The organism is Rubrivirga sp. (assembly GCF_049648075.1).
Lineage (GTDB): Bacteria > Bacteroidota > Rhodothermia > Rhodothermales > Rubricoccaceae > Rubrivirga.
On record NZ_JBARYR010000166.1, the window covers coordinates 1 to 19,566 of the forward strand.

22 protein-coding genes are annotated in these 19,566 nt (G+C 68.9%); 6 read left to right on the forward strand and 16 right to left on the reverse strand.

From position 1 onward, the window contains the following. Positions 1-143: 143 nt before the first annotated feature. The 5 genes from WBA11_RS04690 to WBA11_RS04710 all read right to left on the reverse strand — a co-directional run bounded on the left by WBA11_RS04690 (position 144) and on the right by WBA11_RS04710 (position 4,388). Positions 144-779: a nuclear transport factor 2 family protein gene (locus WBA11_RS04690; RefSeq protein WP_424519561.1), complete on the reverse strand. Its 636-nt coding sequence runs from the start codon at positions 777-779 to the stop codon at positions 144-146. Between the two features lie 225 nt (positions 780-1,004). Further along, a complete protein-coding gene (locus WBA11_RS04695; RefSeq protein ID WP_424519562.1) occupies positions 1,005-2,177 on the reverse strand; it encodes a T9SS type A sorting domain-containing protein in 1,173 nt (390 codons plus the stop codon). Positions 2,178-2,294: 117 nt separating this feature from the next. After that, positions 2,295-2,684 (reverse strand): helix-turn-helix domain-containing protein, encoded by a 390-nt coding sequence (locus WBA11_RS04700; protein ID WP_424519563.1) that lies wholly within the window; start codon positions 2,682-2,684, stop codon positions 2,295-2,297. 913 nt (positions 2,685-3,597) lie between these two features. Continuing rightward, complete coding sequence (locus tag WBA11_RS04705; RefSeq protein ID WP_424519564.1) at positions 3,598-4,209, reverse strand: sigma-70 family RNA polymerase sigma factor; 612 nt, start codon at positions 4,207-4,209, stop codon at positions 3,598-3,600. A gap of 26 nt (positions 4,210-4,235) precedes the next feature. Further along, positions 4,236-4,388 (reverse strand): hypothetical protein, encoded by a 153-nt coding sequence (locus WBA11_RS04710; protein ID WP_424519565.1) that lies wholly within the window; start codon positions 4,386-4,388, stop codon positions 4,236-4,238. Positions 4,389-4,413: 25 nt separating this feature from the next. Here WBA11_RS04710 and WBA11_RS04715 point away from each other — a divergent pair, with 25 nt between their 5' ends. Continuing rightward, on the forward strand, positions 4,414-5,283 hold the full coding sequence (locus WBA11_RS04715; protein WP_424519566.1) for a hypothetical protein: 870 nt from the start codon (positions 4,414-4,416) through the stop codon (positions 5,281-5,283). An 8-nt stretch (positions 5,284-5,291) separates the two neighbouring features. Continuing rightward, positions 5,292-6,092, forward strand: a complete 801-nt coding sequence (locus WBA11_RS04720; RefSeq protein ID WP_424519567.1) for a hypothetical protein — start codon at positions 5,292-5,294, stop codon at positions 6,090-6,092. Positions 6,093-6,109: 17 nt separating this feature from the next. Here WBA11_RS04720 and WBA11_RS04725 read toward each other — a convergent pair whose 3' ends face one another. Further along, positions 6,110-6,997 carry an SDR family oxidoreductase gene (locus tag WBA11_RS04725; RefSeq protein WP_424519568.1) on the reverse strand — a complete coding sequence of 296 codons (888 nt, stop codon included), beginning with the start codon at positions 6,995-6,997 and terminating at the stop codon, positions 6,110-6,112. 94 nt (positions 6,998-7,091) lie between these two features. Here WBA11_RS04725 and WBA11_RS04730 point away from each other — a divergent pair, with 94 nt between their 5' ends. Next, the gene (locus WBA11_RS04730; RefSeq protein WP_424519569.1) at positions 7,092-7,961 is read left to right on the forward strand and encodes a hypothetical protein; all 870 of its coding nucleotides are present in this window, start codon (positions 7,092-7,094) and stop codon (positions 7,959-7,961) included. A gap of 28 nt (positions 7,962-7,989) precedes the next feature. On the opposite strand, the gene WBA11_RS04735 is transcribed toward WBA11_RS04730, so the two are convergent. Next, entirely contained in the window at positions 7,990-8,424 is a 435-nt protein-coding gene (locus WBA11_RS04735) for a YiiD C-terminal domain-containing protein (protein ID WP_424519570.1), read from the reverse strand. Next, positions 8,421-8,894: a sterol desaturase family protein gene (locus WBA11_RS04740; RefSeq protein WP_424519571.1), complete on the reverse strand. Its 474-nt coding sequence runs from the start codon at positions 8,892-8,894 to the stop codon at positions 8,421-8,423. Before WBA11_RS04740 ends, WBA11_RS04735 begins: the two co-directional genes overlap by 4 nt. Positions 8,895-8,949: 55 nt before the next feature. Between WBA11_RS04740 and WBA11_RS04745 the strand changes: the two genes are divergently transcribed. Then, a complete protein-coding gene (locus WBA11_RS04745; protein ID WP_424519572.1) occupies positions 8,950-9,285 on the forward strand; it encodes a peptide chain release factor-like protein in 336 nt (111 codons plus the stop codon). Between the two features lie 16 nt (positions 9,286-9,301). Here the strand turns inward: WBA11_RS04745 and WBA11_RS04750 are convergent, their stop codons facing one another. Both WBA11_RS04750 and WBA11_RS04755 read right to left on the reverse strand, forming a co-directional pair. Further along, positions 9,302-10,312 (reverse strand): ion channel, encoded by a 1,011-nt coding sequence (locus tag WBA11_RS04750; RefSeq protein WP_424519573.1) that lies wholly within the window; start codon positions 10,310-10,312, stop codon positions 9,302-9,304. A 54-nt stretch (positions 10,313-10,366) separates the two neighbouring features. Beyond that, positions 10,367-11,554 carry a trans-sulfuration enzyme family protein gene (locus WBA11_RS04755; RefSeq protein ID WP_424519574.1) on the reverse strand — a complete coding sequence of 396 codons (1,188 nt, stop codon included), beginning with the start codon at positions 11,552-11,554 and terminating at the stop codon, positions 10,367-10,369. 88 nt (positions 11,555-11,642) lie between these two features. On the opposite strand from WBA11_RS04755, the gene WBA11_RS04760 reads away from it, so the two are divergent. Further along, positions 11,643-12,167 (forward strand): Lrp/AsnC family transcriptional regulator, encoded by a 525-nt coding sequence (locus WBA11_RS04760; RefSeq protein WP_424519575.1) that lies wholly within the window; start codon positions 11,643-11,645, stop codon positions 12,165-12,167. Here the strand turns inward: WBA11_RS04760 and WBA11_RS04765 are convergent. After that, positions 12,164-13,696, reverse strand: a complete 1,533-nt coding sequence (locus tag WBA11_RS04765) for a sigma 54-interacting transcriptional regulator (RefSeq protein ID WP_424519576.1) — start codon at positions 13,694-13,696, stop codon at positions 12,164-12,166. The genes WBA11_RS04760 and WBA11_RS04765 overlap by 4 nt on opposite strands. Positions 13,697-13,825: 129 nt before the next feature. Then, positions 13,826-16,219, reverse strand: a complete 2,394-nt coding sequence (locus WBA11_RS04770) for a CehA/McbA family metallohydrolase (RefSeq protein ID WP_424519577.1) — start codon at positions 16,217-16,219, stop codon at positions 13,826-13,828. 129 nt (positions 16,220-16,348) lie between these two features. Here WBA11_RS04770 and WBA11_RS04775 point away from each other — a divergent pair, with 129 nt between their 5' ends. After that, a complete protein-coding gene (locus WBA11_RS04775; protein WP_424519578.1) occupies positions 16,349-16,819 on the forward strand; it encodes a methylated-DNA--[protein]-cysteine S-methyltransferase in 471 nt (156 codons plus the stop codon). A gap of 15 nt (positions 16,820-16,834) precedes the next feature. On the opposite strand, the gene WBA11_RS04780 is transcribed toward WBA11_RS04775, so the two are convergent. The 4 genes from WBA11_RS04780 to WBA11_RS04795 form a co-directional block, all read right to left on the reverse strand. Further along, a complete protein-coding gene (locus WBA11_RS04780; RefSeq protein ID WP_424519579.1) occupies positions 16,835-17,215 on the reverse strand; it encodes a thermonuclease family protein in 381 nt (126 codons plus the stop codon). 47 nt (positions 17,216-17,262) lie between these two features. Then, on the reverse strand, positions 17,263-17,673 hold the full coding sequence (locus tag WBA11_RS04785; protein WP_424519580.1) for a SufE family protein: 411 nt from the start codon (positions 17,671-17,673) through the stop codon (positions 17,263-17,265). A 144-nt stretch (positions 17,674-17,817) separates the two neighbouring features. Continuing rightward, positions 17,818-19,047 (reverse strand): cysteine desulfurase, encoded by a 1,230-nt coding sequence (locus tag WBA11_RS04790; RefSeq protein ID WP_424519581.1) that lies wholly within the window; start codon positions 19,045-19,047, stop codon positions 17,818-17,820. Between the two features lie 262 nt (positions 19,048-19,309). Next, positions 19,310-19,504 (reverse strand): hypothetical protein, encoded by a 195-nt coding sequence (locus WBA11_RS04795; protein WP_424519582.1) that lies wholly within the window; start codon positions 19,502-19,504, stop codon positions 19,310-19,312. Positions 19,505-19,566 lie beyond the last annotated feature (62 nt).

Consider the following 19,566-nt stretch of genomic DNA (forward strand, 5'->3'; position numbering starts at 1 on the left):
GAACTTGGCGACGCGAGGGGAGGACATGACCTGCGAGGAAGCGAACGCCGAAGCTAGACGCCGCTTCCGACCTCGAGGGCGACCTGCCCGTCCTCGAAGCGCTTCCAAGTGGAGAAAATCGCGTCCTCGAGGGCGACGCGCGGCTAGTCGCTGTCCGGCCGGTGGTCGTAGCTGATCGCTCGGCGGATCCGCCAGCCGTCGGGCGTCTCGCGCCAGACGTGCGCGAACTGAGCGACGGTCACGCTACTGCCCTCAGTGAACCGGTGGGTCCCGGTCTGGACGGCCTCAAACCCTTCGATGGGTGACCCGGACAGGCTGGCAACGTCCACCTCTCGAGTCATCCCGTTCGCACGCGGGCACGACTCGGTGAGAGCATGGATCTCCGCGTAGACGTCGGTACCGACAGAGAGTCCCGCCTCGTCGTGGCAGAACTCGACATCCTCGTCCAGCCACTCGACAACTCGGTCCGCGTCGCAGTCGACGAAGATGGTCTCGAACAGCGCTCGGTCGGCCTCGAGAAGCACGTCGTACAGCGGGCCAGACGTCGAGAGATCGGCGTTCCCGATGCGGGTGCCATCCATCAGACCATCGGGGGTCTCGGCGACGAGCGCACCGTCCTCGAGGACCGAAATCAGAGCAGCAGGCTCGGCCTCGGGACGGAACGCGCGATCGCCTTGGTAGAGCAGTCGCGACGCCTCGTCGTCGTTGACCTGCCCCATGAGAGACTCGCCGTCGACGAACAGCCGAAACCAAACCGGCCGGCCCTCCCCGCTCCACATCGACAAGGTGTATTGGCCTGCGATGCAGTCTCTAAGTCGGCCTCGAGAGCGAGGTCTAGGGCCTCTGCGCGTCGGGCTCTCGGGGCCGGAACGAGAGCTCCAAAGCAGAGCGAGAGGACGACGATGCGGGGAGGGACGTGACGATACATCAGGTGGAAACCGTTGGAGGATGACCGCGCTACGGGACCATCTACTCAGGGTTTGTGACCGGTTGTCACAAGGCCGCTACTGCCGAACCCACGTCTGGCTCTCGACGCTGCCTCCCGCTCGGAGCACGACCACGTACGTGCCGGCCGGAAGCCCCTCGGCCTCGAGGGCGACGGCGTGAGTCCCCACCGCCCAGACGCCGGACGCCAAATCGCGAACGCGACGGCCCAACGTGTCGAAGACGGCGACCTCGACCTCACCCGCGTCCTCGAGGACGAACCGCGCCGTCGCGTTGCCGACGGCCGGGTTGGGCGAGACCGGTAGAAGGGACGACCTCGAGGACGGGGCGTCCTGGCTCGACGTCGAGGTCGCGATGGTAATCCGCCGGATGGCGCGCGTGCCCGCGTCGGAGACGTAGAGCGTGTCGCCGGCGGCCGTCGCGACGATCCCGTTGGGGGCGTTGAACGTGGCCAGAGAGGCGTCGCCATCAGCCGAGCCCGGCTTGCCCTGCCCGGCGATGGCCGTCACGGCTCCACTCTCGGTGACGGCGTAGATCCGGTGATCGTTGATCCCGGTCGCGAAGAACCGGCCGCCGCCGTAGGCCAGGAATCCGATGGCCTGCTGGACGTCCGCGACCAACACGAGCGCTCCGTCCTCGATGCGGAAGATCTTCCCGTCGTTGAAGTTGGCGACGTGGAGCCGGTTTTGATCGTCGAAGGCCAGGCCCGCCGGTCCGTCCAGGTCCCCACCCTCGATGACGTCCGTAAAGGTGCCGTCGAGGCCGAGGGTCTTGACCCAGTCGTTGTCGTAGCTCGTGATGTAGAGCTCGTCATCGACGGCGTCGTAGATCGCGCCGCTGACCGTCGTCCCGTCGGGCAGGTCCGCGATCACGCTGACGGTGCCGTCCGGCGCCACGCGCGACACGCGGCCGGCGTTGATCGCGGCGTCGTAGTAGCTCACCACGAACAGGCTGCCATCCGGGCCAAACGCCAAGCCGTTCGGGAACGAGAAGCCGCTCGCGTAGATCGTCCCCGTCCCGTCCTCGAGGGCGATCCGGCTCACCGTCTCGCCCGGGACAAACGGGTCGAAGCTCCCGAAGCGGGATCCGTACAGCGCGCCGTCGGGGCCGAGCGCGAGTGCGTCGGCGATCTCGGAGCCGGCCGGGACGAGGGTCTCGACAGTGACGGATTGTGCATCGATCGTCGAGGACGCGACGAGCAGGGCGAGCACGAGAGAAGCAAGGCGAGGCATGGGCACAGGAGGCTTGGGAAATCGCCCTCGATGGGGCGGTCCTGCAACCTGCCTTTGCGAGCCATCAAAACCGGCTCATGGAGAGCGCAATCGGTCTCACTGCGCGCGATGAGACCTCTACACGCGGGCCGTCACCGCCTCCACAGGCGCTCGCGATGCTCCGTCACCACCGACCTCGAGGTCGACCGGCGGCACGGGCCCGTCACCGGCGCGGGACCGGTAGGCCGAGGGCGTCTCGCCCGTCTGCTTCTTGAACACCCGGTTGAACGACGCCTTGCTGCTGAACCCTGCATCGAGGCCGATGGACAGGACGGCCCGGTTCGCGAACGAGGGATCGAGTAGCCGCGCCTTCGCCTCCGCGACTCGGTACCCGTTGACGACGTCGTAGAAGCTCCCGCCGAACGCGTCGGCGAGCACCTGCGACACGGTCCGCTCGGACACGCCCAGGCTCGACGCGAGATCGCTGAGCCTGACTTCGGGATTGAGGTATGGACGCTCCGTCTCCATCAGCGCGCGCAGGCTCTCGGCATGACGGTCGGTCCTCCCTCGAGGGCGACCTCGACGTGTCCGGCCTCGACGCACTCGTCCTCGAGGACGGAGCCGGAGGCTCGGGGAGCGACAGCGGCGGAAGCACGATCTCGGGGCGCCGCAGCAGTCCGTAGCCCACCGCTGAGATCAGCGCGGCCATGGCGAGCGGGACGAGGTAGTCCACCCACAGGACGAAGGAGCCCCGCACCAGCAAGACAACCAGGTTGATGCCCATCGCTCCGGCGTAGATGCTGAACAAGACGGTCAGGCGACGGAGCCCGACCAGCTTCTCGTCGGCTGCTCCGGCGGCCTCGCGTCGGTAGCGGGCGGAAAACCCGGCCACCAAGCGGACGGCGATCACGGCGTAGATCACCGACTGAAGCGCGAACAGGGACACGAACACGAACCCCACGACCGGAGCCGCGGCCTCGACGGCGTCCGGCCTCGAGGACGGCGCAAACCGGAGTGCCGCGTGCGAGAACAGCTGAAGCGCGATCGGCAGCGCGTGAACCACGTCCTCGGGCTCCCAGCGCGCACGTCCCGGAAGGAGCGACCGGACGTAGCCGTAGAAGAGAGGCGCGACAGCGAGCCACAGGCTGTTGACGACCGCTGCCACCGCCGCGTTGCCCCACGAGAGGCCCGAGAAGGCAAGCCCGAGGTTCGCGATCAACAGGCCGGTGACGAAGGTGAGCCCCGCCAGGCACCACCGCGCCGCGGCCGGCTCCCGCCGGCTCCGTGCCAGCGCGACGCTCAGCACGACGCTGTGCAGCGCCGCGACCACCAACACGACCGAGGCGAGAGACAAGAGCGGAGACGTCATGACCAGAGCGGGAGCAGTCCCCATGATGGAGGTCGCTTACCGTCGCAGACAGGCCAATCGGTCGCCCCGCCGCTACATCAACTCGTCGCGGCGGTCGCGGAGCGCCTTGTTCAAGAGCGCGCGGGCGCGGAAGATGTGCGCCTTGACGGTCCCCAACGGCAAGTCCAGCTGTTCGGCGATCTCGTCGTAGCTGAGCTCCTGCTGGTGGCGCATCACGATCACCTTGTTGTACTTGTCTGGCAGCGCGTCGATGGCGGCGGACAGGATCGCGTTGCGCTCGCCCGTCACCACGTCGCGGTCGGGCCGGTAGGTCGTGTCCGGGAGCTCGACCTGGAGTTGCCCGTCGCGCGTCTGGACCGGCTTGTCGATCGAGAACGTGGGCAGCTTCTTTTTGCGGATGTAGTCGATCGAGTGGTTCGTCGCGATCCGGTAGAGCCACGTCGAGAACGCGTAGTCCGGGTTGTACCGCTCGATCGACTTGAACGCCTTGACGAACGCCTCCTGGACGAGGTCATCGACCTGGGCGCCGTCGCGGACCATCTTGGCGACGTGGCGGGTCAGGGGCGTCTGGTACTTCTCGACCAACCGCTCGTAGGCGCGCTGGTCGCCCTCGAGGGCGCGCCCGACCGTGGCCCGGTCCTCCTCGCTGGAGGCGGACGGCGGGGCGGACGACGGCTCGGACATGGGCGGCACAGGGACGATGCCCCAAGCTACCGACGAGCCGCCGGTCCGTCAGCGGCGTCCTCGAGGACGCTGCGGCGACGTGTGCTCGTCCTCGAGGACACTGGTGGCAACCGATCCAACAGCTCGACCTCGAGGGCGAATTGCAAGACTCGCCGAACGGGACGAACGAGTCCTATCATTCGACTTCGAATCCCTGACAGTTCCGTGCCCCGACTCTCCATCGCGATTTGCGCGCTCGCCTGGGCCATCGCGCCCTCGGCCCAACCCGCGACCTACGACGCCGACCTTGTCCGAGCCTTTTTCGGCCTCGACGGGTCGGAGACCCTGACAGCCGCCGCTCCCGACTCACTCCGCTCATTGCTTCCGCCCGGCGCTCAGGTGATTGGCACGAGGACGTTTTCGGGTCCACTGGGCGGTGCGCTCGTAGTGGCGCGCCTAGGTGACGCGGCCGAGGTCGCGCAGTTGATGTACCGAGAGATGGACACGCCGGGGTGGGTGCCTCCAGCGCCGAAAGAGCCAGATTCGTACTTGGAAGGCGGATTCACGACCGATTTTCCACGCGACACGACGACGCTCAACCTCGAGGCCGAGACGTCCGAGGCAACCGCCCGAATCACCTTTGCCGACTTCCCACGCGGCGGCTCGTACGTCCGGGTCCGGGTTTATCCCCGCGACCCCGTCGATGTTTACAATGAGCGGAACGCCCGTCTGAATCCGCCTCCGCCCTCGAGGGAGCAGGACCGGTTCGATCCGCATCTCCCGTTGATGACCGCTCCCCCAGGGGGTCTGCAAACCGCAACCGGCGGAGGTGGGGGCGGCGGCAGCGGCTCCAACCACTACACCGCTCGCGCCAATCTCGAGAGTGACCTTCTGCCCGCCGCCGTCTCGGCGCACTACGCCGCACAGATGGCCGATGCCGGATGGGCATCTGCTGGCGACTACGCGTCCGACACACTCGCGACATCGTCGTGGACGCGGGAAGGCGACGACGGACCGCTCGCGGCTCTTCTCTACATCCGCGCCCTCGAGGACGGCTCGTACGCGCTCCGTGCTCACGTTCTCGTCGCTCGCTAACTCCCACCATGCGCTTCATTCTTCTCGCGTGTCTGCTCACGACTACCGCCGCCTCGGCTCAACCGACGACCGTCGACATCGACTTCGTCAACGGCTTTTTTGGAGTCATGGGTCAGTCCACCACGTACATGGAGACGGTCCCCGATAGCCTCCGCCCTCTGCTTCCCGATGGCGCCGAGGTGCTCGGCGCGCTCGTGCCGTCGGGGACTCGCGGCTCGTTCGTGTCCGCCGTGGTCCGCCTCGAGACCGACGCTCAGGATGCCGCACAGGCCTTTCGTGCGAGGGGCGTTCCCGGCTGGGAGATCACCGACGCACCGGAGAGCCAGGGCGGGTTCGCATCTGGAGCGCAGCGCTTCGAGGTCGAGCTGTCTCGAGGCGAGATCGGCGCGGGCCTCATGTTCTCGGCCCGCCCTCGAGGACCGGGCTCGCTCGCGGTCATCGTCGCCCAGCCTCGGCAGCCGGAGAGAGCGGACTGGGAGACCGAGAGCATCCGGCGCCACATGCCCGCCCTCGACTCGCCGCCCGGCGGGAGGCAGCAAAACGAGGGCGGCGGCGGCTCCTCGGACCACTGGACCAACCGGGCCTTCCTCCAAAGCGACCTCGGCCTCGAGGATGTCGCGGCACACTACGGCAGCCAGATGGAGGCCGCTGGATGGACCGATGTCGCGTCCACCCTCAAGGACGAGCGCGCCATCGGTGTCTGGATCCACACCCTCGAGGGCGAGATGCTGACGGCCACCCTCGATGTCATTCTGGACAGCCCCGGCACGTACGCTCTTCGGCTGATGCTGGTCGGGACAGAGCAGTAGCCGCCCTCGAGGGCGACCTAGTTGTGGAGTTGACCGCCGGTCACCTCGAGCAACGAGCCCGTCACGAACGACGAGTCCTCGGCGGCCATGAACACGAACGCCGGCGCCAGTTCCTCCGGCTGCCCCGCGCGGCCGAGCGCGTTGCCTGAGTCGTAACCCTCGACCATGTCCGGGTCCATCGTCGCCGGGATGTTGGGCGTCCAGACCGGGCCCGGCACGACGGCGTTGACGCGGATGCCCTTGTCGGCCAGCATCAGCGCCAGGCTCTTGGTGAACGTGTGGACGGCGCCCTTCGAGGTCGTGTAGTCCAGCATGAACGCCTTGCCGGTCAGGCCGATGATGCTGCCGGTGTTGATGATGACGGCGCCTTCTTTGAGGTGCGGCATCGCCGCCTTGGTCATGTAGAACGTGCCGTAGACGTTGGTCTGGATCGTGCGGTCGAACTGCTCGACGGTCACGTCGTCGAAGTCGCGCTGCATCATCTGATAGGCCGCGTTGTTGACCAGGATGTCGAGCTGCCCGTAGGCATCGACGGTCTCTTTGACCGCGCGCCGGCAGTCCTCGAGGTCGCGGATGTCGGCCTGGATGGTCAGGCACTCGCCGCCGCGTTCTTCGACCAGCCGTTTCGTCTCCGCCGCGTCGTCCATGCGCGTGTTGTTCAGGATCGCGACGCGCGCGCCCTCGAGGGCGTAGGCGATCGCGACGGCCCGGCCGATGCCGGAGTCGCCACCCGTGATGAGCGCGACTTTGCCCTCGAGCTTGCCGGCCGGCTTGTAGTTCGACAGGTCGGAGTCGGGCGCGGGATCGAGCTGGTCCTGGCTGGCGGGGTAGTCGTATTGCTGTGCGTGGATCTCGTCGGGGCGCGGGCGCGGCTCGTTCGGGTCGGAAGTGCGGGTGTCGGACATGGGAGTCGGGGAAAGGGACGGTCTCACGCCCCGAGAGCGGACGGGGTTTTTTCGAGAACGGACCTATCCTCCTGCACACTCGCCCCAGACCTCGATGCGTCCGCTCCTGATCGCCGCCCTCATCATGGTTGTCGCTGTGGCACCCCGCGCCCAGAGCGACCCCGGCGTCGAGATAGCGGAAGCGCTCTTGTCGATGCTGGCCGTGGGCAACCCAGTCACCGCCGAACTCGTGATCGGCCGGCTCCCTGACGGGTTCGACGCGGCCCGGATGCCCGACGGCGCGACCGTGCTGGGCGGGTTTGTGATCCCGCGAGGCCTCCAGGTCGTGCGCGTCGGCGTAGGCCGCCTCGAAGGCGAACCCGCCGACTTGGCCGAGGCCTACGCCGCGAGCATCCCCGAAGGGTGGGCCGCCGGTCCGTCGCCCTCTCCATCTGGAGCCGTCTCGGTCTGCGGCCCGAGCGGCGAGGCCGAGGTGTTGTTCACCCCCCGCCGCGCCGGAGGCGCCTTCGTCAGCGTCGCCCTCGAGCCCGGCACGTGTGACGGCGGACTCGTCGAGGACGAGATCATCGAGGACGTGCCCCAAGGTGACATGGAGGACGTGATCGGTGACGGCGAGATCATCGACGAGCCCGGCGGGCCTGGCTCGTCGTACATCCCGCTGCCGCTCGCCCAAGATGACGTCGCAGCGAGGGGCGGCTTCGACGCCGTCTTCGAGGACGGCACCTTCGTCTACCGGGGCAGCTCCGCACGCTACATCGCGGCCGGCCGCTCGCTCGAGGACGCGACCCTCGAGGCCGAGGCCGCCCTCGAGGACGCGGGATGGCGCCGCCACTCAGCCGACGACGTCGACGGCGTCCGCGTCCAAACGTGGTCCCAGCGTCTCGAGGGCGCAACCGCCCTGACCACGCTGACCGTCCGCGCCCTTGAGAGCGGTGCTGAGGTGTCGCTCGTCGTGACGCGCTGACTCGAGGACGGCGCCCCCCGAGTGCGGACTACCGTGCCAGAGCGACGTAGACGCCCGAGAACCGGCCCACGACCTCGCCCCCGGACGCCACCTCGGCCTCGAGGGTGACGCGCGCCCGACCTCGACGTGCGAGCACGGCATCAAACGCGTCCCACGACGCCGGCCCATAGCACGTCGCTACCGCCTCGTCGAGGACGGGCCGCAGGTACTCCATCGAGTTCCGCTGGATCACGATCTGACCATCGAAGTCCGCGTTCCGCAGGTGGACATGGAGCAACGTCCACGCCGACAGGATCGCCAGCGCGCTCTCGCTGCCGCCGAACATCGTCGACCGGTGGTTGACGTTGGCCGCGAGCGGCGCCGAGAGCACCACCTTGTCGGGTCCGGCCTCGAGGGCGGAGATCCCCATCGAGGAAGAGATGGGGATGTGGACGTGGAGGTACGCCTCGACGTCGGCGGTCACGTTCGGTCTCGCTTGCGCTCGAAGCGCCGGCCCATTGAGGGCGGGAACAGGAACAGCCCGTATGGCTCTTGACCTCGTTTCGTGAGCGACTGGTGATGGCGGCCGTGCGCTCGCTTGACGGACTGCGCGGCCGAGTTTTTCGTTCTGAACCGGCCCAGCCGTCCGTGCGCGTACAGGTCGTGGAGGACGAAGTAGAGGGCGCCGTAGACCGCGATGCCAATGCCGAGCGGGAACGCCGTGCTCTCGAGTGGGGCCTCGCGCCCAATCCAGATCAACCCGACCGACAGCACGCCGAAGGCCACCGAGAACAGGTCGTTCCACTCCAAGCCGTCGCCGTGGCCGTGCTCGGGGTCGTGATGCGTCCGGTGGAGCCGCCATAGGACGCCGTGGAAAAGCCAGCGGTGGAGCACGTACGATGCCACCTCCATCACGGTGAATGCGGCGGCGACCAGGAGTAGGAATTGGAGCACGGGGACCAGGCGTCGAGGGCGGACCGTAGGAACCTACCGCCCTCCCCTTCCGGCCGTGCCTGATCTCTCCGACGACCCCTTGCTCGCCGAGTGCGACCTCGAGACGCTGTCGGCGGGGACGAAGGGCGGACAACGGGCGAACAAAGTGGAGACGGGCGTCCGGCTCACGCACCGGCCGTCGGGCATCGTGGTCAACGCGCGCCGTTCTCGGAGCCAGTTCCGCAACAAGGCGCTGGCTCTCGCGGAGCTCAAGCGCCGGCTCCACGAGGCCTCGAGACCGAAGAAGGTCCGCCGCGCGACGAAGCCGACGCGGGCGTCGAAGCGACGGCGCATCGAGGCCAAGAAGCGGCGGTCGGAGACCAAGGCGCGCCGCCGACCGCCGGACGTGTAACTCTCGAGGACGAGCCCTACTCCTCGGTGTGGCGCCGCACGGTCTCGGGCCAATCGGGCGACATGATCCGGTCGATGACGGCACGCGAGACCTCCTCCTGGAGCGGGCTGCCTTCGGCGACAGCCAGGCCCCATCGGTCGAACGCGACGGTCGTGGACGCGACCTCGATGCCGTCGGGCGCCGACGCCCGGAGGTCTGGGGCGGGGCCGATAAAGGCGTCGAGTGAGTCACCAGAGATCGCCTCGAGTCCGTCCTCGAGGTCGGAAAACGGGACGGCGGTCACGTCCATCTCGCGCAGCATATCGAGTTCGATGGACCCCTCGATGGCTCCGACCTGGCCCTCGAGGTCGTTCAAACGCGCATCGTTTCCGGATTCGAGGTCGAGTGCCGAGATGAGCGCCGTGGTCAGCGCTGCCGTGACGCCCATGGACACGAGCATCCACAGGAGAGCGATGGACCGGCCACCGGGCGTCTTGGGCACGGTGTCGCCGTAGCCGATGGTGGTCATGGTCACGCCGGACCACCAGAACCCGTCCCACATGCCGGCCCACCCCTCGCGAAAGTCATCTTGATCGGTCCGGCGCTCGATGAGCCAGATGACGACCCCGACGACGAAGAGAAGGCCGATCAGACCCGCGACGACCTTGAAAAACATCGGCGTGAGCAGGTTGCGCGCGACGTCGAGCATGACGCTCGACTCGGCCCGCGCGATGCCGAGCGGGGTCGCGTAGAACGGGGCCACGAAGTTGACGGTCTCCTCGTCCGTCGCCGAGACCGGAGCGATGGCCGCGTCGGCCCGGCCGCTGACGACGGCGTCGATCAGGCTGTCGCGCGAGACCTCGACGAACTGAATCCGGCGGCCCTCCTGCCCCATGTCCTCGACGAGCGCGGGGCCGAGCCCGTCCCACAGTTCCCCCGACTTCGTCACGACGGGTGGCGCCTCGGCGACCGCGACGGTCAGGTCCGCGGGTTGCGCGAGGGCCGTAGCAGAGGTGAAAAGCAGAAACGCGATGAGGCGGGCAGACATGGACGGGGCGCCCCGGAGACGCAGAAGGGAGACGGGCTCGCCCACGACGTCGTGCTAGACGGCGGCCTCCGTAGGGAGGCTGACCTCGAGGGCGTGTTCGAGATCGCGCCATAGATCGGCGGCGCCCTCGAGGCCGACTGAGACGCGGAGCAGGCCCGGCGCGATCCCGCCTTGCTCGCGGGCGTCGTCGCTGAGGACGCGGTGCGTGAGCCCGGCGGGGTGCTGGACGAGCGTGTCGACGGAGCCCAGGCTCACGGCCGGCGTCATCGTCCGGACAGCTCGCAAGACGGCGCGGGCACGCTCGTAGCCGTCGACCTCGAAGGCGAGCATCGTCCCCGGCCCGTCCATCTGCCGACCGACGAGGCCCGTCCGGTCCCCGAGTCCGGGATACGCGACCTCGAGGACGGCCGGGTGACCGGCTAGGCGCTCGGCCAGTATCTGCGCCGTCGCTTGAGCACGCTCGACACGGACGGGCAACGTGGCCAAGCCTCGATGGAGCAAGTAGCCTGCGAGCGGGTGCAGGAGCGCACCCGTCGCGATGCGAACCCGACGCAGCCGCCGCGCCCAGTCCTCGCCGCACGCCACGACGCCACCGACCACGTCGCCGTGGCCACCCAGGAACTTGGTCGCGCTGTGCATCACCATCGCGGCGCCGAACTCGAGGGGCCGCTGCAAGACGGGCGTCGCGAACGTGGAGTCGACCAGGACCGGGACGTCATCGGCCTGGGCCACGACGTACTCGATGTCGACGAGTGCGAGTGTCGGATTGGCCGGCGTCTCGGTGATGACGAGCGCCGTGTCCGGACGGATCGCGTCGGCGACCCCGTCGGGAGAGGTCCAGGTCACCTCCATGCCCATCAGCTCGCACGTGAGCAGGTGGTCCGTCGTGCCGTAGATCGGGCGCGTGCCCACGACGTGGCCCCCGTCGGCACGGGCGGCGAGCAGAACGGCCGTGAGCGCGGCCATACCGGACGCGAACGCGACCGACGCGTCGGCGCCCTCGAGGTCGGCGAGAGCGTCCTCGAAGCGGGCGACCGTCGGGTTGTGGAGACGGGCGTAGACCGGGTTCGGCGCCGTCTTGTCGCCCGAGACGAGTGCGTCGAGGCTCGCCGTCGCGCCCTCGAGGTCGGTGAACGGGTACGTCGAGGACAGGTCGATGGGCAACGCGTGGACGCCGAGGGCTTGCAGGTCCTCGCGGCCGGCATGGACGGCGCGTGTGGCGAAGTCAGGGAGGACGGTCATGGGTCAGTTTGGACGATGGGTGACCACACGGTAGAATCTGGTTCCGCCACCTCCAACACCGCCGAACAGGATTCGGCCGACTGACCAGATGCGCGACCTCGACCGAATCGATCGTCAGATCGTACGCCGTTTGCAGAACAATGCGCGGACCTCGAACAAGGAGCTCGCCGCCCACGCCGGCGTCGCGCCCTCGACGGCGCTCGAACGCACGCGCCGACTCGAGGCCGAGGGCGTGCTGGTCGGGTACCACGCCGAGGTCGCTCTTGGGGCCGTCGGGCTGGGCTTGCAGGCGATGGTCGCGGTGAGCCTGCGGCAGCACGCGCGGCCTCTCGTCGAGGCCTTCGAGCGTCACGCGCTCGGCCTCCCCGAAGTCGTCCAGCTGTTCCACACGGCCGGCAGCAGCGACTTCCTGGTCCACGTCGCCGTCCGCGACACGGACCACCTGCGGACGCTGGCCCTCGAGTCGTTCACGGAGCGGTCCGAGGTCGCGCGCATCGAGACCTCGCTGGTGTTCTCACACCGCCGCACGCCGGGGCCAGACCCGGGCAGAGCGACCTCGAGGGCGCCTCTGCCGGAAGACATGGGACCGCCACCCTCGAGGACGGACCGCTAGTTGAACTGGCCGTAGTCGTCGTCCTCGAGGTCGTCCTCGTCGTCCGGGCCGAACGACCCCAAGCCGGATAGGACCGAGCCCATCATGTCGGCGTAGCTCGCGCCGTCGTCGGCGACGTCCTTGCCCAACATCGAGTGCTGGTGGAGCATCTCGAGCGCGAGCTCCATCATCGAGGCCTTGTCGGCCGGCGATTCGGGCACGGTGTGGGTGTCGATCAGCGTGGCGAGGCCCTCGACGCGGTCGAGGTGCGTGGCGTACTCGGCAAAGCCCAGGTCGGTGTCCATGTCGACGGTGTTCCCTTTCGAGAACCAGCCGAGCACGTCGCGGTAGGCCGCGCGCCCCCCGTCGTCGCCCGAGCCCTTGGCCGTCGGGTCCGGGAGGTACTTCTTGACGATCGTCGCCACGGCCTTGCCGACCAGGGCGCGGGCGACGCCCTGGGCCCCCTCCTGCTCGCCCTCGTACACCAACTCGACCTTGCCGGTCACGGCGGGCTCGAGGGCGGCGAGATCACTCGCGCGCACCGTCGTCTCTGTCTCGCCGTGGACGAGCGCTCGCCGCTCCGCTGCCGAGATCAGGTCCTCGAGGGCGGCCCGCGTCAGGCGCGCGGAGACGCCGGACTTCTGGTCGACGTACTCGGACGCACGGGCCTCGAAGGCGACCTGCTCCACGATCTCGCGGAAGATGTGCGGGACCGAGACCGTGACACCGCCGTCGCGGTCGGACCACGCCTCCTGGCGCGTGATCTCGACGCCGATCCCCAACTCGCGCGGGTAGTGCGTCAGGATCTGCGAGTCGATCCGGTCCTTGAGCGGCGTGATGATCGAGCCGCGGTTGGTGTAGTCCTCGGGGTTGGCCGTGAACACCATCAGGACGTCGATGGGGATGCGGACGTTGAAGCCGCGGACCTGGATGTCCTGCTCCTCCATGATGTTGAGCAGGCCCACCTGGATGCGCGGCTGCAAGTCCGGCAGCTCGTTGATGGCGAAGATGCCGCGGTGCGTGCGCGGGATGATGCCGAAGTGGATCACCTCCTCGTCGGCGTAGGTCAGCTTGCGCGTCGCGGCCTTGATCGGGTCGATGTCGCCGATGAGGTCGGCGATGGACGTGTCGGGCGTGGCGAGCTTCTCGCCGTAGCGCTTGCTGCGGTGGAGCCACGCGATCGGCGTGTCCTTGCCTTTCTGGGCGACCAAGTCGCGGGCGTACTTGGAGACCGGCGCTAGCGGGTCGTCGTGGATCTCGGAGCCTTCGACCTCGGGGACCCACTCGTCCATCAAGTCGGGCAGCATCCGGACGATGCGGCTCTTGGCCTGGCCTCGCAGCCCGAGCAGGATAAAGTCGTGCTTGCCGAGAAGCGCATTCTGGACCTGGGGCAGGACCGTCCGGTCGAAGCCGAGAATCCCGGGAAAGACGTCGTCTCCGGCCTGGATTTTTGTGATCAGGTTGGCGCGGACCTCGTCCTTGACGGAGCGCGGCCGGTAGCCGCTGGCCTCGAGGTCACCGAGCGTCGAAATCTGGGGGGCGTCTGCCATCTGCGTCTCTCTTTGTTCGGCGACTCAGCACGCGGGCCGCCGTGCGCCGTTCCGGCGAGACAGACGGAGGGAGAGCGAATGGGGAGATCGCGGACCGCGGTGCTCGTCCTCGAGGGCAGCCCGTCGCCCCTACCGCGCCAGCCGCTCTAGCGCTTCCCGCGCGCGCCGGTAGCGGTCTCTTAGGTCTGGCGCCTCGACGTCCTGGTACGCGACCTCGAACGACGCCTCCGACTCGTTGAACACACGGAGCAGGTCGCGCGCCGCCGACCTCGAGGACGCCGCGTCCACGCTCCCGACCTCACCGATCCAGACCGGCGCCGTGTGCGCGAACGGATACGACGCCATCGAGGGCCAGTCGGCGGTGCGCTCGCCGACGGCGCGGAACGCGACCCACCCCGCCTTCGGAAGGTCGAGCGTTCCACTGTACGTCCGGCTCTCCCCGACCTCGAGGCCGGAGTCGGAATGGACGACCGTGCCGTTGACGACGACCTCGACGCGGTCCACCGGCACGGCCGAGGCGACCTCGAGGGACCAGTTCGCCGGGCCGGCCTTGACGACGCCGCCCGGACCAGCGCCGCCGATCTCGGCCTCGAGGAACGGGCCGGTCGTGACGAAGCTGCGCCCCGCTCTGAGCCCGTCGTAGTACGCGTCGAGGTCGGGCTCGGAGCGGACGTAGGCGCGCGCGGTGCCGGGCGCCATGGTGCGGTGGAAGTTGCTCATGACGTCGCTGCCGGCCATCGGGACCACGACCTGGCCGATGTTGAGCAAGCGGTACCACATCTCGGACGTGCCCAGGTCGTCGGTCCACAAGCACACGACCTCCAAGCCGTCGAGGTCGCCCAGGACGCCGTCGGCGACGAGCGACGCGGGGACGTAGCCGACGGTGGGGCCGAACGGGTCGCGGTCGCCGATGGGATGGACGTAGGTCGCGATGCCGCCTTCGCGGCGGGCGTGGGCCGTGACCTCGGCGTTCTCGCGGTCGTCTCGGCTGTACACCGAGTACCCCGGACCCCAGATCCAGGGGAAGAACAGCGTCTCGGTCCCGACCAGCCCGACGTGGCCGAAAAAGTGCGACCGGACCTCTTGCCCCATGTCGAGGATGGGCATCCCGTCGGCTGCGCCGGCTTGACGGCTCTCGATGGACTCCCCCCACCGCTCGTCGTCGACGTAGCGCGTGTCGAGGTTGGCGACGAGCGGGGTCCCCACGTCGAGCCCTTCGCCCTCGAGGACGGGCCGCAGGTCGCCGAGGTCGAGGGCGAACGGGCCGCCGTAGTTGAGGTGGAAGTGCTGGTCACCGGAGACCCAGCCCTCGGCGTCCCAGACCTTCTCGAGGTCGAGCGTGACGACGCCTGTGCCGCCCGGCTCGACGGTCACCGTGGCTGTGACTGGCGGCGTGGCGAGCCCCTGAACGGCCATCGCCAAGGCGCGACCGGCGGGGACCTGGTAGCGCACCTCGCCGGGCGAGTAGCTGTACATGACCCCGTGCTCGCCGTCGAACCACGTCTGGCCCTCCGCGAACGCCGGGTGGTACTCCCCCTCGGTCGCCACGACGGCCGCGACGCGCGCCGGTACGAGTTCGCCACCGAGGCGCGTCTGGACAACGAGAGTGCCCGTCTCGACGCCCCAGTCCCACGACGCCACCTCGACCTCGATGGGCGCTCCGCCTGCGACTGGCACCCGGTACATGCGGACGCGCTCGCGGTCGTCGGCCTGGGCGTAGTAGACGTGCTGGCCGTCCGGGCTCCACGCCGGTTCGAGGGCGGGCGCCTCACTCGAGATCAGGCGCACGGTCTGGACCGGCGCCTCGAGGTCGATCAGGACCACGTCCCAGTCGTCGTCGCGCGGAATGGACATCGCGACGGTCCGGCCGTCGGGCGAGAGCGCCGGGCGCGACTGCGAGAGGATGCCGCCGGCATAGACGACGCGCTCCGAATCGCCCTCGAGGACGCGGAGCTCGTCCAGGTCGTAGCCCTTGGCGAGGTACACGATGCGGGCGCCGTGGGGCTGTGCTGAAAACGCGAGCTCGCCGGGAGCCGGCGCGGTCAGCGCCTCGCTCGTCCCAGCCTCGAGGTCGAGGCGCCTCAGGCCGATGCCCGTCGGGGTCGCGGCCGAGTAGACGACCGCGGCGCCGTCCGGCGAGAACGCGGGGTCGAGTTCGATGCCCGGCTCCGCCGCGACGATCTCCTCGGTCCCGTCCTCGAGGTCGAGGCGCACGATGCGGGTGTCGCTGCTGTTGTCGCGGACGAACACCAGCTGCCGCCCGTCCGGCGACCACGCCGGCCTCGAGTCGACGCCGACGCCGTCCGTGACGCGGCGTGCGGTTCCGTCCTCGAGGTCGAGGACCCAGAGCCAGCCGCGCGACGCGAAGGCGAGGTGCCGGCCGTCCGGCGATGGCGCGGGGTCGTGGCTCCCGGCCGAGGCCGTGGGGAGGTTGAAGCCTTCGAGGTAGACGTGGTGCGAGTAGCCGGGGACCTCGGGGTAGCGGTTCGTCCACTGCGCCTCAGCGGGGGCGACGAGGAACACGAGGGCGAGGAGCGGCAGGCAGCGCATCGAGGTCGAGACTGTGTCCGTCCAAGATCGTCCCTGCGGCAAGCTTAGGACACGCCTCGAGGACGGCTCCGGCGGCCTCGAGGGCGCAGCCTAGCTTCCACCATGCGACACACGGTCCTCGACACGCCGCTCGGCCCGCTCCTCCTGGTCTCGGACGGCGGCGCCCTGACCGCCGCCACGTTCGACGAGACGCCGCCCCCGTCCTCGAGGGCGGAACCGGACGCCATCCTCGAGGACGCGACTCGTGCTCTCACGGCGTACTTCGAGGGCGAACCGGTCGTGTTCGACGTGCCGCTGCGACTCGGCGGGACGCCGTTTCAAGAGCGTGTGTGGGCGGCGCTGTCGGAGATCCCGCACGGCGAGACGATCAGCTACGGGACGTTGGCCTCGAGGGTGGGCACGCCGCTCGGCGCGCAGGCCGTCGGAGCGGCCAACGGAGCCAACCCGGCAACGGTCATCGTGCCGTGCCACCGCGTCGTCGGGGCCGACGGATCCCTCGTCGGCTACGCAGGTGGGCTTGAACGGAAGCGGGCGCTGCTGGACGTGGAGAGCCGACAGACGAGCTTGTTCTAGCGTCCTCGAGGACGGCTACGGCAGGTACGGCACTGCGTGCCCCTCGTCCAACAGCACCTGATTCACGTGGAGCGGGCCGTCCTCGAGGTCGAGAAACACGTCGGCGAGGTAGCGGCCGTACTTGCCGGCCTTCGTCGAGTCGATGAGGATGGACGCGCCGACCGGCATCAGCTCCCGCAACCGGTCGCGCGCTGCGATCCCCGCCGCCTTCGTCGCGGCCGTCCCGCCCCTGATCTCGGGCGTGTCGATCCCGAACATGCGAAAGCTGACGTTCTTGGTCCACACCGAGAAGCCGAGGTCGACGTCGGCGCGAAACGTGTCGCCGTCGTAGACGGACGCGACGGTGGCGCGGTAGCGGTACTCGGGGTGCATGGTCTCACGGGAGCGGACCGGCAAGATCGGCCTCGAGGGTGCTCTGGCGGCCTCTCCCCCCGAGGCCGACCCTACGCCGTCCGGGCGGCGGCTTCGAGGGCCCGGCGCATCGCATCGAGGCCGTTGGCGCGGTTCGGCGACAGGTGCTCCGCCAATCCGATCTCGCGAGGGAACCAGACCTCGACGGCGCGGGCGTCCTCGAGGTCGAGCCCGTCGTAGACGCGGACCAGGAGGGACGCCAGGCCCCGGACGATCTGGCTCTCCGAGTCGGCACGCGCGCGGAAGGCGCCGCCCTCGAGGTCGGTGTCGAGCCAGACGCGCGACTGGCAGCCGCGGACCAAGCGGTCGTCGGTCTTGGCGCCGTCGGGCAACGGGTCCATCGCCTCGCCGTGCTCGATGACCTGTTGGAAGCGGAGCATCCAGTCGTCGAGGAACGAGAACTCGTCCACGATCTCCTGCTGACGACGGTCGGATTCGGTCATGGGATGGCTCAGGGTTCTCGGTTCAGGGTTCGCGGGGACAGAACGTTGCGGCGGACATCGGCCTCGAGGTCGCCCGGGAGCCCCGGCAACGCCGACGAGCGGAGCAGTGCAGCACACGAATCCCGAACCTCATAAACCCCGAACCTATCCGAGCAGCGCGCGGACGGTCCCCAGTCCCTCGACCAGCGCGTCGACGTCGGCGCGGGTGTTGTAGAAGGCGAACGAGGCGCGGACGGTGCCGGGCACCTCGAACCGGTCCATGATCGGCTGGGCACAGTGGTGGCCCGTGCGGACCGCGATCCCCAACCGATCGAGGACGGAGCCGGCGTCGTACGGGTGGATGTCGTCGACCAGGAACGAGATGGCGCCCGCTCGCTTTTTGGGCGTGCCGACGAACCGCAGGCCCTCGACCTCGAGGAGACGAGACTCCGCGTAGCCGATCAGGTCGTCCTCGTACGCCGCGATCGCCTCCATGCCGACGTCCTCGAGGTAGTCGAGGGCTGCTCCCAGCCCGATGCCACCGGCGACGTGGGGCGTGCCGGCCTCGAACTTGGACGGCAGCCCGGCGAACGTCGTCTTGTCGAACGTGACCCGGTCGATCATGTCGCCGCCGCCCTGGTACGGCGGCAGCGTCTCGAGCCACGCCTCGCGCCCCCACAACGCGCCGATGCCCGTCGGGCCGAACGTCTTGTGGCCGGAGAACACGAAAAAGTCCGCGCCGAGCGCCTGTACGTCGACGGGCGCGTGAGGGACCGCCTGGGCGCCGTCGACCAGCACCGCTGCACCGACGGCACGGGCGGCCTCGATGATCGGCGCGAGATCGTTGACCGTGCCGAGCGCGTTCGAGGTGTGGATCACGGCCACGACCTTCGTGCGGTCCGTGATCACGTCGGGGAGGACCGACAGGTCGAGGTCGCCGGAGTCGAGGGCGGGAATCACGCGGAGCACGGCCCCCGTCCGCTCGCACGCCATCTGCCACGGGACGATGTTCGCGTGGTGCTCGAGGGCCGTCACCACGATCTCATCGCCGGCCTCGAGGAGGCTCGCGAACCCGTGCGCGACCAGGTTGATGGCCTCCGTGGTCCCGCGCGTGAACACGATCTCGTGCGCGTGCTCGGCGCCGAGGTGCCGCTGGACGGAGCGCCGCGCGGTCTCATAGTTCTCGGTCCCGTCGGCGCTCAAAAAGTGGACGCCGCGGTGGACGTTGGCATTTTCGTTCGCGTAGTACGCCGCCAGACGGTCCAAGACGACGCGCGGCTTCTGCGTCGTGGCCGCGTTGTCGAGGTAGACGAGCGGCTTCCCGTCGTAGACGGTCCGGTCGAGGATCGGGAAGTCGGCGCGCAAGCGGTCGACGTCAAAGGTGGTCTCGGTCATGGCTTCGAGGGCGGATCTCTAGAGAGTAGCCGCGACGGGCGTCGGCCTTTCGGAATCGCCTGCGATTTCCGCTCTCGAGGCCGGAGGCGATCGGGCGTTCGTCCTCAAGGGCGCGTCAGGCGTAGAGACGCCCCGTGGGGCGTCTGGGCCGACCTCGGTGCGTCGAGGGTTCGCCCCGAGACCCGCCGGTCCTCGAGGGCGAACGCAAAAACGCCCCGCGCCGAGGTGGGCGCGAGGCGTCGAAGCTCGGCAGGTCGGGCGGCTACATCACGGCTTCGATCTTGCGGCGGATGGCGGGGCGGCTCTCGCCCGTCTTGGTTTGGATCAGGGTGACCATCTTGCGGAGTCCGCCCCGCGTCTTCTTCATCCGGTCGTCGTCGAACTCGACGTCGGACCACATCGCCTTGATGCGATCTCGTACTTGGCGCCAGTCTCGGTTCATCTTCGGGGTAGCCATCGTGCAGTGCGCCTCGTGCGCAGTCGTTGTGTCTCTAGCGTCTTTATCAATAACGAGATAGA

What these genes read in the sequence shown, in the direction of transcription:
- WBA11_RS04690 (WP_424519561.1), bottom strand. Translation starts at nt 779, where the DNA reads ATGTGGAGCGGGGAGGGCCGGCCGGTTTGGTTTCGGCTGTTCGTCGAC.
- WBA11_RS04705 (WP_424519564.1), bottom strand. Translation starts at nt 4,209, where the DNA reads ATGTCCGAGCCGTCGTCCGCCCCGCCGTCCGCCTCCAGCGAGGAGGAC.
- WBA11_RS04720 (WP_424519567.1), top strand. Translation starts at nt 5,292, where the DNA reads ATGCGCTTCATTCTTCTCGCGTGTCTGCTCACGACTACCGCCGCCTCG.
- WBA11_RS04760 (WP_424519575.1), top strand. Translation starts at nt 11,643, where the DNA reads ATGCGCGACCTCGACCGAATCGATCGTCAGATCGTACGCCGTTTGCAG.
- WBA11_RS04795 (WP_424519582.1), bottom strand. Translation starts at nt 19,504, where the DNA reads ATGGCTACCCCGAAGATGAACCGAGACTGGCGCCAAGTACGAGATCGC.
- WBA11_RS04695 (WP_424519562.1), bottom strand. Translation starts at nt 2,177, where the DNA reads ATGCCTCGCCTTGCTTCTCTCGTGCTCGCCCTGCTCGTCGCGTCCTCG.
- WBA11_RS04790 (WP_424519581.1), bottom strand. Translation starts at nt 19,047, where the DNA reads ATGACCGAGACCACCTTTGACGTCGACCGCTTGCGCGCCGACTTCCCG.
- WBA11_RS04765 (WP_424519576.1), bottom strand. Translation starts at nt 13,696, where the DNA reads ATGGCAGACGCCCCCCAGATTTCGACGCTCGGTGACCTCGAGGCCAGC.
- WBA11_RS04725 (WP_424519568.1), bottom strand. Translation starts at nt 6,997, where the DNA reads ATGTCCGACACCCGCACTTCCGACCCGAACGAGCCGCGCCCGCGCCCC.
- WBA11_RS04750 (WP_424519573.1), bottom strand. Translation starts at nt 10,312, where the DNA reads ATGTCTGCCCGCCTCATCGCGTTTCTGCTTTTCACCTCTGCTACGGCC.
- WBA11_RS04730 (WP_424519569.1), top strand. Translation starts at nt 7,092, where the DNA reads ATGCGTCCGCTCCTGATCGCCGCCCTCATCATGGTTGTCGCTGTGGCA.
- WBA11_RS04710 (WP_424519565.1), bottom strand. Translation starts at nt 4,388, where the DNA reads ATGATAGGACTCGTTCGTCCCGTTCGGCGAGTCTTGCAATTCGCCCTC.
- WBA11_RS04775 (WP_424519578.1), top strand. Translation starts at nt 16,349, where the DNA reads ATGCGACACACGGTCCTCGACACGCCGCTCGGCCCGCTCCTCCTGGTC.
- WBA11_RS04700 (WP_424519563.1), bottom strand. Translation starts at nt 2,684, where the DNA reads ATGGAGACGGAGCGTCCATACCTCAATCCCGAAGTCAGGCTCAGCGAT.
- WBA11_RS04755 (WP_424519574.1), bottom strand. Translation starts at nt 11,554, where the DNA reads ATGACCGTCCTCCCTGACTTCGCCACACGCGCCGTCCATGCCGGCCGC.
- WBA11_RS04785 (WP_424519580.1), bottom strand. Translation starts at nt 17,673, where the DNA reads ATGACCGAATCCGACCGTCGTCAGCAGGAGATCGTGGACGAGTTCTCG.